The sequence below is a fragment of the Nocardiopsis metallicus genome (genome assembly GCF_014201115.1).
Taxonomy (GTDB): domain Bacteria; phylum Actinomycetota; class Actinomycetes; order Streptosporangiales; family Streptosporangiaceae; genus Nocardiopsis; species Nocardiopsis metallicus.
Map to the genome: position 1 here is coordinate 7,131,386 of NZ_JACHDO010000001.1, position 16,223 is coordinate 7,147,608.

Consider the following 16,223-nt stretch of genomic DNA (forward strand, 5'->3'; position numbering starts at 1 on the left):
CGACCGTGCCTTCGAACCGCCCCCGGCCGGGGCCCTGACCCGCGGCCGCGGCCGCCCCGGGACCCCGGGCTCCCGAAAGCCCCGCGCGGATTGCTCTAACCTTGGGCAACGTGAGTCAACAGCAGCGCTATCCCTGGTCCGCCGCGTCCGCCACCGGTGTCGGTTCCTGGCCGGGTGAGGAACCCGACGAGACCATGCGGACCATCGTCGGTGAGCTCCCCGACCTGCCGCACCTGCCCGAACTCCCCGCGCGGGGCGCGGGCGCCGACATGATCGGGCGCGCCGCGGGCCTCCTCGTGGACCTCCCCGTCGAGGTCCAGCCCACCGGCTGGCGGGTCGTGGACACCCCAGGCCGGGACCTCGCCCGCGCCGGGAGCTTCCTCTCCTACGACCTCGACGCCCTCACCGAGCACCTGCACGCCTACGAGGGGCCGCTCAAGATCCAGCTCGCCGGGCCCTGGACCCTGGCCGCGTCGATCGAGCTCCGCAACGGCCAGCGGGTGGTCTCGGACCCCGGGGCCCACCGCGACCTCGCCGAATCCCACCTGGAGGGCGCCCTCGCGCACATCGCCGACGTGCGCGGGCGGGTGCCCGGGGCTCAGCTCATCGTCCAGATCGACGAGCCCTCCCTGCCGTCGGTCCTGCTCGGCTCCCTGCCCACCGCCAGCGGCCTCGGGCTCGTGCCCGCCGTGGACCGGATCCAGGTGGAAGCGGTTCTGCGCACGCTCTTCGCCGCCATCGCCGAGACCGGCGCCGTGCCCGCCGCCCACTGCTGTGCCGCCGGTGTCCCGATCGACCTCCTGCGCCGCAGCGGGGCCCGCGCCCTGAGCGTGAACGCCCTGCTGCTGGAGCGGGCGCACGACGAGATGGTCGGCACCGCTGTGGAGGACGGGCTCGGCCTCCTGCTCGGCACGGTCCCCGCCACGGACCCGCCCGCGTCCGCACCCGCTCCCGGACCGGCGCGCGGATCGGCGGGCAGCTCGCTGGGCGGCCCCTCCGGACGGCCTGCCGCGGACCGCGGAATGTCGGACCCGGCGACTATCGTCGATCCTGTCAGGGAGTTGTGGAACCGGCTGGGATTCAGCCCTGACCTGCTCTCCCGCGCGGTGGTCAACACCCCCACCTGCGGGCTGGCAGGGGCCTCGCCCCGGCACGCCAGAGCAGCGCTCAAGGCCGCCAGGGACGGCGCCCGGGTCCTGCGGGACGAACCCCGCAAGTGACCCGGGAACCGTCCAGCGGCAAGCCGACAACAGCTCGACACCAGCGCCCCCGACACCAGTAGGCCCCCGCCCCCGGATCCCCCCGACCAGGCCCCCGCGAAAGCAACTACGAAAGGCAGGCCGTGAGCGCGCCCGACAACACCACCGTCCCCGACGAGGTACGCGCCCGCCACGCCGAGTTGTGTCGTGAGCTGGACGACCACAGCTACCGGTACTACCTGGGCAACCCGATCGTCTCCGACGCCGAGTACGACCAGCTCATGCAGGAGCTGCGCGACACCGAGGACGAGTACCCGATCCTCATCACCCAGGACTCGCCCACGCAGAAGGTCGGCGCGCCGATCAGCGTCGACTTCGCCGAGGTCGAGCACCTCGTGCGGATGGAGAGCCTGGGCAACGCCTTCAACACCGACGAACTCAACGCCTGGGCCGACCGCGCCTCCGCCGAGGTGCCCGTCAGCGCCTACTTGTGCGAGCTCAAGATCGACGGCCTCGCGGTGGACCTGGTCTACGAGCGCGGTCGGCTGATCCGGGCCGCGACCAGGGGCGACGGCCGGGTCGGCGAGGACATCACGCTCAACGTCCGCACCATCGCCGTGGTCCCCGAGCAGCTCGACGAGAGCGTGCGACCCGCCCCCGAGCTGCTGGAGGTGCGCGGCGAGGTCTTTCTTCCGGTCGAGGACTTCGAGAAGCTCAACCAGCGCATCACCGCCGACGGCAGTCACGCCCCGTTCGCCAACCCGCGCAACGCCGCCGCCGGTTCGCTGCGGCAGAAGGATCCGAGGGTCACCGCCACCCGGCCGCTGTCGATGATCGTGCACGGCGTCGGCGCCTACACGCCCGCGGCCCAGGGCGGCGAGGACGTCGCCTTCACCAGCCAGTCGCAGGCCTACACCCTGCTCGGCGAGTGGGGGCTGCCGCTCAGCGACCGGTACAGGGTCGTGGCCACGATGGACGAGGTCCGCGAGTACGTCGCCCACTACCAGGCGCACCGGCACGACCCCGCCTACGAGATCGACGGCATCGTCACCAAGGTGGACGACTTCGCCCTCCAGCGGCGGCTGGGCTCCACCAGCCGCGCGCCCCGGTGGGCCATCGCGTACAAGTACCCGCCCGAGGAGGTCACCACCACGCTGGTCGACATCAAGGTGGGCGTGGGCCGCACCGGCCGGGTCACCCCCTACGGCGTGATGGAGCCGGTCGTGGTGGCCGGGTCCGAGGTCGAGTTCGCCACCCTGCACAACGCCCAGGAGGTCGCCCGCAAGGGTGTGCGCGTCGGCGACACCGTCGTCCTGCGCAAGGCGGGCGACGTCATCCCCGAGATCGTCGGCCCGGTCCTGGACCGCCGCGACGGCAGCGAGCGGGAGTTCGTCATGCCCGAGCGGTGCCCCGAGTGCGACACCGAGCTCGGGCAGCAGAAGGAGGGCGACGTCGACCTGCGCTGCCCCAACGCCCGCTCCTGCCCGGGCCAGCTGCGCGAACGGGTCGCCTTCATCGCCGGTCGCAAGGCCCTGGACATCGAGGCGCTCGGCTACGTGGCGGCCACCGCGCTCACCCAGCCGCTGGAACCGGCCGAGGCGCCGCTGAGCAACGAGGGCGACCTGTTCGACCTCACCGTCGAGCAGCTGCTGCCGATCCGCACGCACGTCCTGGACCCGGACACCACCGAGCCCAAGACCGACCCCAAGACCGGTGAACCCAAGGTCGTCTCCTTCTTCGCCAATATGAAGGGCGAGCCGAAGAAGACCGTGGAGAAGCTGTTCGATCAGCTGGAGGAGGCCAAGAAGAAGCCGCTGTGGCGGGTGCTGGTCTCCCTGTCCATCCGGCACGTGGGCCCGCGCGCCGCCGAGGACCTGGCCCGCCACTTCCGCTCCATGGACGCGATCCGGGGCGCGACCGAAGAGGAACTGGCGTCCGTGGACGGCGTCGGCCCGACCATCGCCCGCTCCATCCACGAGTGGTTCGCGGTCGACTGGCACACCGAGATCGTCCGGAAGTGGGCGGCCGCGGGTGTCCGTATGGAGGACGAGGGTCAGGAGCCGGGTTCGCGAGTCCTGGAGGGCGTCACGGTCGTGGTGACCGGCTCCCTGGAGGGCTTCACCCGGGACGGCGCCAAGGAGGCCGTCGCCGAGCTCGGCGGCCGCGCCACCGCCTCGGTCTCCAAGAAGACGGGCTTCGTGGTGGTCGGCGACGCCCCCGGATCCAAGTACGACAAGGCCGTCAAGCTGGGTGTTCCAGTGCTCGACGAGGCCGGTTTCCGGGTGCTGCTCTCCGACGGTCCGGAGGCCGCGGCGGGCTTGCGGATCAATCCCGTCGAGAAGGCCCCGGAGAAGGACACGGCCGAGTAGGCTCCGCCGCACACCTTTCGAGCACGGGCACGTACCCGTGGGCCGGGCAGGGATCCGAGGGGTCCCTGCCCGTACAGCTGACGAAATGCTTAACGGATAGTCCTTATCGGGCGACACTTGGTGACGAAAGCCCGTAAGCTGTGCAACTACCCCCTGGATACGGACACAGCTGTATTCGGATATCGGTCATGCGCCACGAGGACACAGGGTTCAGAAGACACAGGGTTCAGAGGACACGGAGTTCAAGGGACACGGATGAAGGACCCCATCGGTACGCGGGACATCGGTCCCCGGGTCGGGACGCCGCTCTGGCTCTACTTGGCGGCGGCCACCGTCGCGGGCGCGGCCCTGCTCGGCGTCTCCAGCCTCGAACTCGGCCTCGACCAGCTGGTCGACCTGGCCAAGGAGCCCCTGATCTGGGTGCTGCTGTGCATGGTGATCATCGGTGAGCTGAGACCCATCGCCATGCCTGGCCAACCGCCGGGCAGCGGCGCGCCCACCTCACTGCCCTTCACCTTCGCGCTCGTCATCTTCTACGGGCTGCCCGTCGCCGCCCTCCTCCAGTGCGCGGCCACCGTCGTCGCCGGGATCGCCCGCGGCCACGCGCCCCACCGGACCGCCTTCAACGCCGCCCAGTACGTCCTCTCCCTGGGCGTGGCCGACGCGGTCCTGCGCCTCACGCTCCCCGAGATCGTCGCCACCCCCTGGGTGCCCGCCGGCGGAGAACTCGTCGCCATCGCCCTCGCCGGATCCGCCTCGTTCCTGGTCAACCGGGTCCTGGTGCTGTGCGCGGTGGCCATGCACGAACGCGCCTCCCTGTACCAGGTCATGTTCAAGGGCCTGGGCCAGCAGGTGTACGTCAACGGGGTCCTGCTCAGCCTGTCCCCGCTGATCGTCCTCGCGATGACCCACTCGGTCCTCTACGTCCCGCTGTTCGCCTTCCCTCTGGGCGCCCTCTACACCAGCGCCCTGCTGTCGGTGAAACGCGACCACCAGGCCAACCACGACGAACTCACCGGCCTGGCCAACCGCAAGCTCCTCACCGTCCGCGCCCGCCGGGAGATCGAGGACGCCCACCAGCGCGGCAACCGGGTCGGCCTGCTCCTGCTCGACCTGGACCGGTTCAAGGAGGTCAACGACACCCTCGGCCACCCGACCGGCGACCGGCTCCTGCAGACCCTCGCCCACCGGCTCACCCACAGCATCCGCCCGGGCGACCTGGTGGCCCGGCTGGGCGGCGACGAGTTCGCGATCCTGCTGCCGAAGGTGCGCGACACCGCCTCGGCCCGCGAGGTGGCCCTGCGCCTCAAGGGCGCGCTGGCCGAACCGGTGCGGCTGGACGGCATGGACTTCGACCTACAGGTCAGCACCGGGATCGCGCTGTATCCGGACGACGCCCCGAGCTTCGAACTCCTCATGCAGCGCGCCGACGTCGCCATGTACGTCGCCAAGGCCGACCGCACCGGGGTGGAGAGCTACGACCCCGGCAAGGACCGCAACTCCACCGCCCGGCTCAGCATGTACAGCGAACTGCGCAGAGGCCTGGCCGAGGGCGCCCTGGAGATGCACTACCAGCCCAAGGTGACCCTGGCAGACGACCGCCCCGTGGGCCTGGAGGCCCTTGCCCGCTGGCGGCACCCGGTGCGCGGCCTGCTCACCCCGGACGAGTTCATGCCGGTGATCGAGCACTCCAACCTGTTCCGCGCCTTCACCGGGCAGGTCCTGGACATCGCCCTGGCCCGGATCGCGCTGTGGCGGAAGGAGGGGTTGACCCTGCCGGTCGCGGTCAACCTGGGAGTGCGCGAACTCCTGGACCCCGACCTGCCCGAGACCATCGCCTCGGCCCTGCGCGAGCACCGGGTCCCACCCGCCCAGCTGGTCCTGGAGATCAGCGAACGCACCCTCATCGCCGACCCCGAAGCCGCCACCGAAGCGCTCAGACGCCTGCGCTCCCTGGGCGTGGGGCTGTCCCTGGACGACTTCGGCACCGGCCACTTCACCCTCGCCCAGCTGGCCGGACTGCCGATGGACGAGGTGAAGATCCACGAGTCCTTCACCGCCCGCCTGGTCGACGGCACCCCCAACGGCCGCACCATCGTCCGCGGCGCGATCGCCCTGATCAAGGCGCTGGGCATGAGCCCCACCGCCGAGGGGGTGCAGTCCCGCGAACTGGCCGAGGCCGCCCGCGAAACCGGCTGCCACACCGCCCAGGGCCACTACCTGGCCCCACCGATGCGGGCCCGCGACGTCACGGCCTGGGTGGCAGCCCGCGACAGCGGCACCGAAACCCCGGTCTGACCCCTCGCCCTCGCCCGCTCCCATGCCCGTGGCACCGGCACCCGGGGCGAACCCTCGTGCAGCCGTGCCGCTGTGCCGCCGTCCGCGACGGCACCACCCCTCAGTCCTCCGGCGTGGTGCGCCGGTCCAGCCCTCGGAACAGGAACCCCGGCCACCCCGGCCGGGTCCTCTCCCCGTGACCTGGCTACCAGAAGCAAGCTCGGCGCCGATTTCGCTTCTGGTAGCAAGATCACGCCGGGAAGAGGGCGTCTGGTCGCGGACCGGCACCGGTACCGGTGCCGGGCCAATAGGATTGGGCTGATCACCCGTCCGCCGAAGAAACGGTTCTCAACTGATGACCGCCATCACCCGTGATGAGGTCGCGCACCTCGCCCGGTTGTCGCGGCTGGCGCTCGACGAGAGCGAGCTCGACACGCTCGCCGCCCAGCTCGGTGACATCCTCACCGCCGTGGCCAAGGTGCAGGAGGTCGCCCAGGGCGACATCCCGCCGAGCTCGCACGCCCTGCCGCTGACCAACGTCTACCGCCCCGACGAGGCCAAGCCCGGCCTCACCCCAGAGCAGGCCCTGGCCGGTGCCCCCGCGGTCGAGGACCAGCGCTTCCGGGTGCCGCGGATCCTTGGGGAGGAACAGTAGATGAGCGACGTCATCGGGCTCAGCGCCGCCGACCTCGGCGCGGCCATCAAGGCGGGTGAGGTCTCCTCCGAAGAGGCCACCACCGCCTACCTCGACCGCATCGAGTCGGTCGACGGCGCCATCGGCGCCTTCCTGCACGTGGGCCGCGAGTCCGCGCTCGCCCAGGCCCGCGAGGTGGACGACAAGCGCGCCGCCGGTGCCGAACTCGGCCCGCTCGCCGGTGTGCCGATCGCGCACAAGGACGTGTTCACCACCAAGGACATGCCCACCACCGCCGCCTCCAAGATCCTCGAAGGCTGGCAGCCGCCCTACGACGCCACCGTCACCGAGCGTCTGCGCGGGGCCGGTCTGGTCATCCTGGGCAAGACCAACATGGACGAGTTCGCGATGGGCTCCTCCACGGAGAACTCGGCCTACCAGGTCACCCGCAACCCGTGGGACACCGACCGCATCCCCGGCGGCTCCTCCGGCGGTTCCTCCGCGGCCGTGGCCGCCTTCGAGGCGCCCCTGGCCACCGGTACCGACACCGGCGGCTCCATCCGCCAGCCCGCCGCGGTCTGCGGCCTGGTCGGCGGCAAGCCCACCTACGGAGGCTCCTCCCGTTACGGGATGATCGCCTTCGCCTCCTCCCTGGACACCCCGGGCCCGTTCGCGCGCAACGTGCTGGACGCCGCCCTGCTCCACGAGGCCTTCTCCGGCCACGACCCGCGCGACTCCACCTCCATCGAGGCCGCCGTGCCGCCGGTGGTCGACGCCGCCCGGATCGGTGACGTCGAGGGCCTGCGCGTCGGCGTGGTCAAGGAGCTGGACAGCGACGGCTTCCAGCCCGGCGTGCGCCAGCGCTTCCGAGAGACCGTGGAGCTGCTGGAGTCCCTGGGCGCGAAGGTCGTCGAGATCTCCTGCCCGAGCTTCGACGCCGCCCTGAGCGCCTACTACCTGATCGCGCCCAGCGAGGCCTCCTCGAACCTGGCCCGCTTCGACGCGATGCGGTACGGCCTGCGGGTCGGCGACGACTGCACGCGCAGCGCCGAGGAGGTCATGTCGCTGACCCGTGCGCAGGGCTTCGGCCCCGAGGTCAAGCGCCGGATCATGCTGGGCACCTACGCCCTGTCCAGCGGCTACTACGACGCCTACTACGGCAGCGCCCAGCAGGTGCGCACGCTGATCAAGCGTGACTTCGACGCCGCCTTCGAGAACGTGGACGTGCTGGTCTCGCCGACCACCCCGACCACCGCGTTCCCGATCGGCGAGCGCGCCGAGGACCCGATGGCCATGTACCTGGCCGACCTGTGCACGATCCCGTCCAACCTGGCCGGGAACGCGTCGCTGTCGGTGCCGTGCGGGCTGGCCCCGGAGGACGACCTGCCGGTCGGCTTCCAGATCATGGCCCCGCCGCTGGCCGACGACCGCACCTACCGGGTCGCGGCCGCCGTCGAGCGCGCTCTGACCGAGCGGGACGGGTCGCTGATCGCCCGCAGCCCGTACGCGGTCGCGTAACACTCGCCAGTTCAGCAGGCACAGCGCAGCAGGCACAGCGCAGCAGACACAGCGAGCGAAACGCCCTCCGTTCCCGCACCGGGAAGGGAGGGCATTCGCGTCCGACCGGGTCCCCGGTCAGCTGACCAGGCGGGTCATGTGCTCGCGCAGATCCTCGGGGATCTCGAAGCCCCGGCGTGCGGCGGCCTCCCGGGACAGTTCGCGGCTCCGCCTTCGGGTTCCTGCCGCTACCCGGCGGCCGCGGCCTTACGGCGGCGGGCCAGGAAGAGGGCGGCGCCACCACCGGCGATCGCGACGAGCGCGGCCACGACCAGCGCGACCACGGCGTTACCGGTGATCGCCAGTCCGCCCGGATTGGGTGCCGCGGCCTCGTCGGCCGCGGGGGACTGGCTGGGCTCCTCGGTGGACTCCAGCACGGGCGGGGTGCCGCCCGCGGAGTCCCAGGCCACCGTGGCGACCTCGGACACCACGATCTCGCTGTCCTGCGCTGTGATGAGCGTCTGCGTCGGGTTGTCGCCGTCCTCGCCCTTGAACAGGCGGCCGGTCTCCACAGCCGCGTTGGCCTCCAGGACGAGGGTGGCCTCGCCCGCCTCGGCGTCCGCGGGCACGGAGAAGGCGACGGTGTCCCCGCTGCCGACCTCGTCCAGGGTCTCGCCGCTCCCGGCGTCGACCAGCTCCACCCCGTCGGGGGCGTTCAGCTGTACCGGGATGCTTTCGGCACTGGTCTCGACGGTGAACTCGCCGATGTCCTCCCCGGCCAGCCCCGAATCCTGACCCGGGCTGACGGTGAGTGCGGAACCCGGCTCGTTGGGCAGGTCCTCGGCGTTGTCGATCAGGTGGTTGTACAGGTGGGTGACGTTGCCGCCGTTGACGTTGTCGGAGAGTTCGGGGCTCTGTTCGACCCGCGCCAGATCCAGCTCGTTGCTGAAGTGCCAGATGGCGGCCTGGGTCGCGGTGAGCGCCTCGGACTCGGTGAGGCGCGCCATTTCGGCTGCCTCTTCCAGGTCCGCGACGTCGACCACCGGATAGGAGTTCTTCAGAATCCAGTGCACCTTGCCGGGTTCGGCGAAATCGCCCTGGCCGGGATAGCTCTCCCACTGGTCCTCGCGGTACCAGGCGTCCTCGACCAGCCCGGTACGGAAGTCGATGCAGTAGGTGGTGAGGATCTGGTCACTGTCGTCCAGGCGCACGTTGAACGTGGCCGTGGTGGTGAAGGGCTCACCCCGCATGGTGACCGAGTGGCCGTGTTCGGCGACGCCCGTGTACTGCCCGCGCACCGACCCCTGGTAGGGCGCGGGTTCCGCGGCGGCGGGGGCCGCCAGCCCGAATACGAGCAGCGCCGAGGTCGCGGCGGCGAGGGGCACACGCCCGGAGGGTTTACGGAGGGACAAGTGCGTCACTTCTCTTCCTGAGGTGTTCCACCCGGTGGCAGCTGTCGCCAGGTGCGGAGCGAGCGCCAGGAATGCTGTGGAATGCACGGTGTGAGTGCTGCGCTGCCGTTGGGCGAGGTTTCCACAGAGTGTTACATAACACAACGGAGTTTTTTGAATCTGGCCGATATCAGCCATTCGGTGGCCTCGGTGTAAACCGCCTGGCCTGATGCGCGTGCCTTGTTGGAAAAAGGACTTTTGTTGCTGTTCGCATGACAAAGGGCCCGCCCCGCGAATCACTCGCGGGACGGGCCCTTTCGAACAGGGCGGTCAGCCGGACCGGCCCTTCGCCTTCAGTGAGTCCTAGGCGTCCAGGTCGGCGCCGTTGGCACCGCTCTTGCGCTTGCGGCTCAGGTAGAGGGCGCCGCCACCGGCACCCAGGGCGGCCACACCGGCGGCCACGAGACCGAGCAGCGCGCCACCGGTCACGGGCAGCGTGGGCTCGTCGTCCTTACCGGGGGCGGGCTTGTCGTCCTCAGCGGGCTCGCTGGGCTTCTCGGTCGGGGTCGGCTTCGGCTCCGGCTCGTCGGTCGGAGTGGGCTCCGGGGTCGGCGTGGGCTCGGGCTCCGGGGTCGGCTCCGGCTCGTCGGCCTTGGACCACTCGACGGAGGCGTCGTCCTTGACGGTGACGTCGCTGTCCTGGGCGGTGATCAGGGTCTGGGTCGCCTTGTGCGCGTCCTCGCCCTTGAACAGACGACCGCGGTTGATGGTGGCGGTGGTCTCCAGGCTGAAGGAGGCCTCACCGGCCTCGGCGTCCTCGGGGACAGAGAAGCCGACCTTGGCGCCGTCGTTGACGGTGTCGCCGACCGGCTCACCGGTGGAGATGTCGACCAGCTCGACACCCTCGGGGGCGTCCAGGACGACCGGCACGTCGGAGGCGCTGGTCGAGATCAGGAACTCGCCGACGGTGTCACCGGCCTGGCCGGTGGCGCTGTTCGGGCTGACGTTCAGCGTCGGCGCGGGCTCCTGGGCCTCGTCCTGGGCCTCTGCGACCAGGTAGTCGTAGACCGCCTTCACGTTGCCCTGGCCGCGGACCAGGTCGGAGCCGTTGCTGTAGTGCCAGATGGCGGCCTGGGTGGCGGCCAGGGCCTCGCGCTCGGTGATCCGGGCGGCGTTGGCGTCGGAGACCCCGGCCAGCTCCTGGGGGGTCTTGGCCGGGTAGCCGTTCTGTAGGATCCAGAGGACCTTGCCGGGCTCGGCGAAGTCGCCCTTGCCCGGGTAGTTGGACCAGCGGTCCTCGTTGTACCAGGCACTCGAGCGGATGCCCGTCTCGATGTCGATGCAGTACGTGATGAGCTCGCTGCCGTCCTCAAGCCGGAGCTTGAAGAGGTTGGTGCCGATCGTGCCCTCAGTCATACCGACGGAATCGCCGGTCTGGTGGTTGCCCACGTACTGCGCGCGGACGGAACCCTCACTGGTCTCAGCGGGGTCCGCGGCGGCGGGGGCGGCCAGGCCGAAGGTCAGCAGCGCCGCGGCGGAGACCGCGAGACCCGCGCGACCGGCGGTCCGGAGGTTGGGGGAGAGCTTCACGTCGTGTCCTGTCATGAGGTGCTGCGCCACACGGCCCCGAGGGGGCGTACGGCGGCGAGAAGAAAAAGAAGAGGAGCACGCACCGGGGAGGGGCCGGAGCGGCTTCGGACCTTGAATGAGTCCGGTGGCACAGCAGTAATGGTTTGTGCCTGTCCGATATTAGCGATGTGTGGAGTCACCTCCAAGCCGCCCTGGAAGAAAACTCCTTGTATGTCCACTGAGCTGCGGATTTGTGAGTGAAGACGAAGGGCCCGTCCCGGTGATCTCTCACCGGGACGGGCCCTCGTGTGCTACCCGGCACTGCTTTCGCGGTGCGGGGAGCCGGAGCCGGGGGTCAACCCTTAGGCGTCCGTCTCCTCACCGGCGGCCGCCTTGCGCTTGCGGCTCAGGTAGAGGGCACCGCCACCGGCGCCCAGGGCGGCCACACCAGCCGCGACCAGGCCGGCGAGCGCGCCACCGGTCACCGGCAGGGTCGGCTGGTCGTCCGCGGGCGGGGCCGGCTTGTCGTCCGGCGCGGTGGGCTTGTCACTCGGCTCGGTCGGCTTGTCGGACGGCTCCGTGGGCTTGTCGCTCGGGGTCGGGGAGGGCGACGGGGACGGGCTGGGCTCGGGCTCGCCGCCGGTCCAGGAACCGCTGGCCGAAGCGGAGACCTTGGTCTGGCCGCCCTCGGCGGTGATCAGCGTCTGGGTGGGCTTGTTCGGGTCCTTGCCCTGGAACAGACGCCCGGTCTCGACCCTGGAGGTGGCCTCCAGGGTGAAGGAGGCCTCACCCTCGGCGGCGTCGCCGGGAACGCCGAAGCCGACCTTGTCGCCGTCGCTGACGGTCGTGACGGCCTCACCGGTCTCGACGTCGACCAGCTCGACACCATCGGGGGCTTCCAGGTTGACCGGGATGTCGGCGGCGTTGGTCTCGATGAGGAACTCACCGACGATCTCGCCCGCCTGGCCGCTGGCGGCCTCGTCCGGGGTGATGCTCAGCGCGGCCTTGGGCTCGTCCGTCTGGGGGAGCTCGACGGCGCTCTCGGTCAGGTAGGTGTAGACGGCCTTGACGGCGTCGCTGTTCCTGTTGTCGTCGAGGTTCAGCTCCATGTCGTTGCTGAAGTACCAGATGGCGGCCTGGGTGCCCGAAAGGGCGTCCTCATTGCTGAGGCCGTCCACTCCGGCCTCAGCGCCCAGCGCGGCAGCGTCGACGTTCGGGTAGGAGTTCTGCAGGATCCAGTGGACCTTGCCGGGCTGGGCGAAGTCGCCCTTGCCCGGGTAGTTGGCCCAGTCGTCTTCCTTGTACCAGGCGTTGTGCCGGATGTTGGTGCGGAAGTCGATGCAGTAGGCGGTGAGGACCGTGTCCTGGTCCTTCAGCTTGAGGTTGAACAAGCTTGCGGGGGCGTCGCCGCCGGTCATGTAGACATGGGGGCCGCTCTCGGCGTTCCCGGTGTACTGGCCGACGGTGGAGCCCTCGTAGGTCTCCACCTCGTCGGCGGCCGCGGGGGCGGCCAGGCCGAGGGCGAGGAACGCCGCGGCGGAGGCGGCGAGGCCAGTGCGCCCGATGAAACGGGGGAGGGAGAAGTTGCTCAAGTTGTGTCCCGGTGTCTTCTAGGGGTAACCGGATGGAATCCGCCCAGGTCGATGGGGAGCCGTGAACGGCGGATGCGGTCGCCACGTGTGGTGGACGCCCTCAGTGAAAGGGGAGAGGCGCGTCGCGGGGCCGCCCGATTCGGGTGCCACCGATTCGGAGCAAGGACTCTGTGACAGGTCGGGGACGGGCGTGGTCTTTCCGGTTGGGGGCTCGCAGACGCGGGAGCGGGCCGCGTGCGTCGTGGGAAAGCCGACCGCCCGGCCGATACTAGCGACCCGATTCACCACTTCCAACCCGGTTCGCGAAAAAAGTGACGCGTTACGGGCAAGAACAAAACTGCACAAGGCGAAGCCGCATTATGACCGGATATTATGGAACCGGGTTTCAGTGAAGGGCGTTTCCGCTGTTCCCAGCGGCTTCCCGGGTGATTCTCGGCCGCTGAGAAGCGGCCGAGCCTCGGCAGGGCCTCAGCCGCGCCCCAGCAGGGTTTCAGTCGCGCCTTTTACGGCCCAGAACCAGGATGAGCAGGCCGGACACGACCAGCGCCCCCGCGATGACCAACAGACCGGACAGCCAGGTGCCGGTGAGCGCCAGTCCGCCCTCGGCGTCCGGGGCCTGCGCCTGCGGGGTCTCGGCCTCCTCGACCAGGGGTTCGGCCGGGGGCGGCTCGCGGGTCTCGAGCTCCTCGGGCTCCGCCGTCTCCTCGGTCTCGACCGCCGCGGCCTGCTCCTCCGGCTCCTCGTGGTTCCAGGTGAACGTCGCGCTGGTCGAACTCGTCGCCGAACCCGGCTCGGCGGTGATCAGCGGCTGCGTCCGCACACCCTCCCGGCCGGTGAACAGGCGGCCCTCCTCCAGGGGGACCTGGCTGCCGCGCACGTGCAGGGTGGCCACCCCGGCCGGGACCGACGGGTCCACGGCCAGGTAGACCTCGTCGCCGTCGTTGGCCTGCGAGACCTCCTCGCCCCCGGCATCCACTAGCCACGACGCAGGGGCGCCGCGCAGCGAGAGGCGCACCGGGTCCTGGCCCGCGCTGGAGACCGTCAGCGGGCCCAGCGGCTCCTCCGGCGAGACCACCTCGACGTGGTGGGGGGAGACCTCCACGGAACGGGCGGTCGTGCCGCCCTCCGCGCCGCTGCTGCCCTCGACCAGGTACGTGTACACGGTGACGACGTCCTGGTGGTTGGCGTCCGGGTCCAGCTCGGCCCCGTCCAGCACGTTCCACAGGGCGGCCTGGGTCGCCGCGATGGCGTGCCCCTCCTCCAGGTACAGCACGTCCGAGGCCAGGCCCAGGCCCGGGAGGGTCAGGTTCGGGTAGGAGTTGCTCACGATCCAGCCGGCCCGCTCCGCTGGCGCGGGGGCCCGGACGGTTTCGGTCCACTCCGCACGGTCCGCCCACGCCGACTCCACGTAGGCGGTGCGCGGGCGCACCTCCTCGTCCGCGAGCAGCGCGTAGGCGCGCACCGAGTCCTCGTCGGCCACACGGAGGCTGAACAGCGCGGTCTCGGCCTCGGCGCCGTCGGAGAGTACGACGGGAAGACCCGCGACCGGGTCCCGGTCCACGCGTGAGAAATCATCGGCCGCCGCTGGAGCGGCGACCAGGGTGCCGATCAGTGCGGAGGTGGAAAGCAGCGCGGCGCACCGACGCAAGATGCCGGACATGCTCAGGCGCTCCCGTGCGAAGGATGGAAAGGGCGGCGGGCCCCAACCGGCGAAATCGTGTTCCTGGGTGATCAAGACTAACGGTCCGGCACCTGTTACCGAGGGAGGTCGCCTCTACAGCGGCCCAATCGTGTGCTTGCCGTGACATCCGTCAACCACGTCACATCGGGGCCGTTGGCTGGGCCACATCCGGGAAGGGGGTCACCGGGCCTTCTGAGCCTCGGTAGGCTGACCTGGAAGGTATGTCCTCTACGGAAACGGGTTTGCGGCGATGGCCCACGCGGTAACTCCTAGCTTTGAGCAGGCGCTGGACAAGTACGAGCCGGTGCTTGGCCTGGAGACCCACATCGAACTGGGCACCGCCTCGAAGATGTTCTGCCCCTGCCCCACCGCCTTCGGCGCCGACCCCAACACCCAGGTGTGCCCGGTCTGCCTGGCGTTCCCGGGGTCGCTTCCGGTGGTGAACGAGAAGGCGGTCGAAGGCGCGATCCGGCTGGGCCTTGCGCTCAACTGCTCCATCGCCCCCTGGGGCCGGTTCGCCCGGAAGAACTACTTCTACCCGGACATGCCGAAGAACTACCAGATCTCGCAGTACGACGAGCCGATCTGCGTGGACGGCTACCTCGACGTCACCGTGGACACCCCCGAGGGTCCGCGCGAGTTCCGGGTGGAGATCGAGCGCGTCCACATGGAGGAGGACACCGGCAAGTCCTCCCACGTCGGCGGCTCCACCGGCCGGATCCACGGCGCCAGCCACTCCAACGTCGACTACAACCGCGCGGGCATCCCGCTGCTGGAGATCGTCACCAAGCCGATCCCCGGCACCGACTCCCTCGCCCCGCTGGTCGCCCGCGCCTACGCCGCCGAGCTGCGCGACCTCGTCCGCTCGCTGGGTATCTCCGACGTGCGCATGGAGGAGGGCTCCATGCGCTGCGACGTGAACGTCTCCGTCAACGAGCGCGGCGCCGGCGAGTGGGGCACCCGCAGCGAGACCAAGAACGTCAACTCCCTGCGCTCCGTCGAGCGCGCCGTGCGCTCGGAGATCGAGCGCCAGGCCGGTGTCCTGGACGCCGGGGAGCGGGTCGTGCAGGAGACCCGCCACTTCCAGGAGCACCTGGGCCGCAGCACGTCGGGCCGTTCCAAGGAAGAGGCGCAGGACTACCGCTACTTCCCGGACCCCGACCTCGTCCCGGTCGCCCCGTCCGCGGAGTGGATCGAGGAGCTGCGCGCCACCCTGCCCGAGCTGCCCGCCGCCCAGCGCGCCCGGGTCACGGCCGAGTGGAACCTCTCCGACACCGAGCTGCGCGACCTGGTCAACGCCGACGCCATCGGCCTGGTCGAGGCGACCGTCGTCGAGGGCGCCCCCTCGGCGGAGGCCCGCAAGCTGTGGCTGAACGAGCTCTCCCGCCGCGCCACCGAGCAGGAGGTGGAGCTGTCCTCCCTGCCCATCACCCCGGCGCAGGTGGCCCGCGTCATCGCGCTGGTCGCCGAGGGCGCGCTCACCAACAAGCTGGCCCGCCAGGTGGTGGAGGGTGTCCTCGCCGGTGAGGGCGAGCCCGACGCCGTCGTGGAGGCCCGCGGCCTGAAGGTCGTCAGCGACGACGGTGCCCTGGGTGCCGCCGTCGACGAGGCCATCGCCAACAACCCCGACGCCGCCGACAAGGTGCGCGGCGGCAAGGTGGCCGCGGCCGGCGCCCTGGTCGGCGCCGTCATGAAGGCCACCCGCGGTCAGGCCGACGCGGGCCGCGCCCGCGAGCTCATCCTGGAGAAGCTGAGCAGCTAGAGCCGGTTCCGGACCCGGGGCGGCTGATCCGCTGCTTACACGGGTTCTCCTAGGCTTGGTGCGGCGCCGTGGGGGCTGAGGGGGACCCGCGGCGCCGCATCCTTTACCGGGACAGGCGCTGCCGGGGGACACCAATGAAATCTGGCTACTCAGAGTGAGTATTCCGTCGTCATCTCTCGTCCGGGCCTCAATCGCTGTGTGACCTTGGTTGCGTAGGGTGTCCACGCACGGGGTGCACGCGGTCCGCCGGAC

The 16,223-nt window shown here is 70.6% G+C and carries 10 protein-coding genes; 6 read left to right on the forward strand and 4 right to left on the reverse strand.

The features are described 5' to 3' along the window. The first annotated feature begins 110 nt into the window (after window positions 1–110). The 5 genes from HNR07_RS31435 (at window position 111) to gatA (ending at window position 7,997) form a co-directional block, all read left to right on the forward strand. Entirely contained in the window at window positions 111–1,220 is a 1,110-nt protein-coding gene (locus tag HNR07_RS31435; RefSeq protein ID WP_376769963.1) for a methionine synthase, read from the forward strand. Window positions 1,221–1,342: 122 nt separating this feature from the next. Beyond that, window positions 1,343–3,568 (forward strand): NAD-dependent DNA ligase LigA, encoded by a 2,226-nt coding sequence (ligA, locus tag HNR07_RS31440; RefSeq protein ID WP_184369811.1) that lies wholly within the window; start codon window positions 1,343–1,345, stop codon window positions 3,566–3,568. Between the two features lie 255 nt (window positions 3,569–3,823). After that, on the forward strand, window positions 3,824–5,866 hold the full coding sequence (locus tag HNR07_RS31445) for a putative bifunctional diguanylate cyclase/phosphodiesterase (protein ID WP_184369814.1): 2,043 nt from the start codon (window positions 3,824–3,826) through the stop codon (window positions 5,864–5,866). Between the two features lie 334 nt (window positions 5,867–6,200). After that, entirely contained in the window at window positions 6,201–6,500 is a 300-nt protein-coding gene (gatC, locus tag HNR07_RS31450) for an Asp-tRNA(Asn)/Glu-tRNA(Gln) amidotransferase subunit GatC (RefSeq protein WP_184369817.1), read from the forward strand. Then, a complete protein-coding gene (gene gatA / locus HNR07_RS31455) occupies window positions 6,501–7,997 on the forward strand; it encodes an Asp-tRNA(Asn)/Glu-tRNA(Gln) amidotransferase subunit GatA (protein ID WP_184369820.1) in 1,497 nt (498 codons plus the stop codon). It begins immediately after the preceding gene. Window positions 7,998–8,224: 227 nt separating this feature from the next. Here the strand turns inward: gatA and HNR07_RS31460 are convergent, their stop codons facing one another. From HNR07_RS31460 to HNR07_RS31475, 4 genes are all read right to left on the reverse strand, one after another. Further along, on the reverse strand, window positions 8,225–9,397 hold the full coding sequence (locus tag HNR07_RS31460; RefSeq protein WP_184369823.1) for a thioester domain-containing protein: 1,173 nt from the start codon (window positions 9,395–9,397) through the stop codon (window positions 8,225–8,227). Window positions 9,398–9,730: 333 nt separating this feature from the next. Beyond that, entirely contained in the window at window positions 9,731–10,972 is a 1,242-nt protein-coding gene (locus HNR07_RS31465; protein ID WP_184369826.1) for a thioester domain-containing protein, read from the reverse strand. Window positions 10,973–11,298: 326 nt separating this feature from the next. Next, complete coding sequence (locus tag HNR07_RS31470) at window positions 11,299–12,528, reverse strand: thioester domain-containing protein (protein WP_184369829.1); 1,230 nt, start codon at window positions 12,526–12,528, stop codon at window positions 11,299–11,301. 490 nt (window positions 12,529–13,018) lie between these two features. Further along, window positions 13,019–14,188 (reverse strand): thioester domain-containing protein, encoded by a 1,170-nt coding sequence (locus HNR07_RS31475; RefSeq protein WP_184369832.1) that lies wholly within the window; start codon window positions 14,186–14,188, stop codon window positions 13,019–13,021. 271 nt (window positions 14,189–14,459) lie between these two features. Between HNR07_RS31475 and gatB the strand changes: the two genes are divergently transcribed. Beyond that, window positions 14,460–15,971 (forward strand): Asp-tRNA(Asn)/Glu-tRNA(Gln) amidotransferase subunit GatB, encoded by a 1,512-nt coding sequence (gatB, locus tag HNR07_RS31480; RefSeq protein ID WP_184369835.1) that lies wholly within the window; start codon window positions 14,460–14,462, stop codon window positions 15,969–15,971. Window positions 15,972–16,223: the final 252 nt, after the last annotated feature.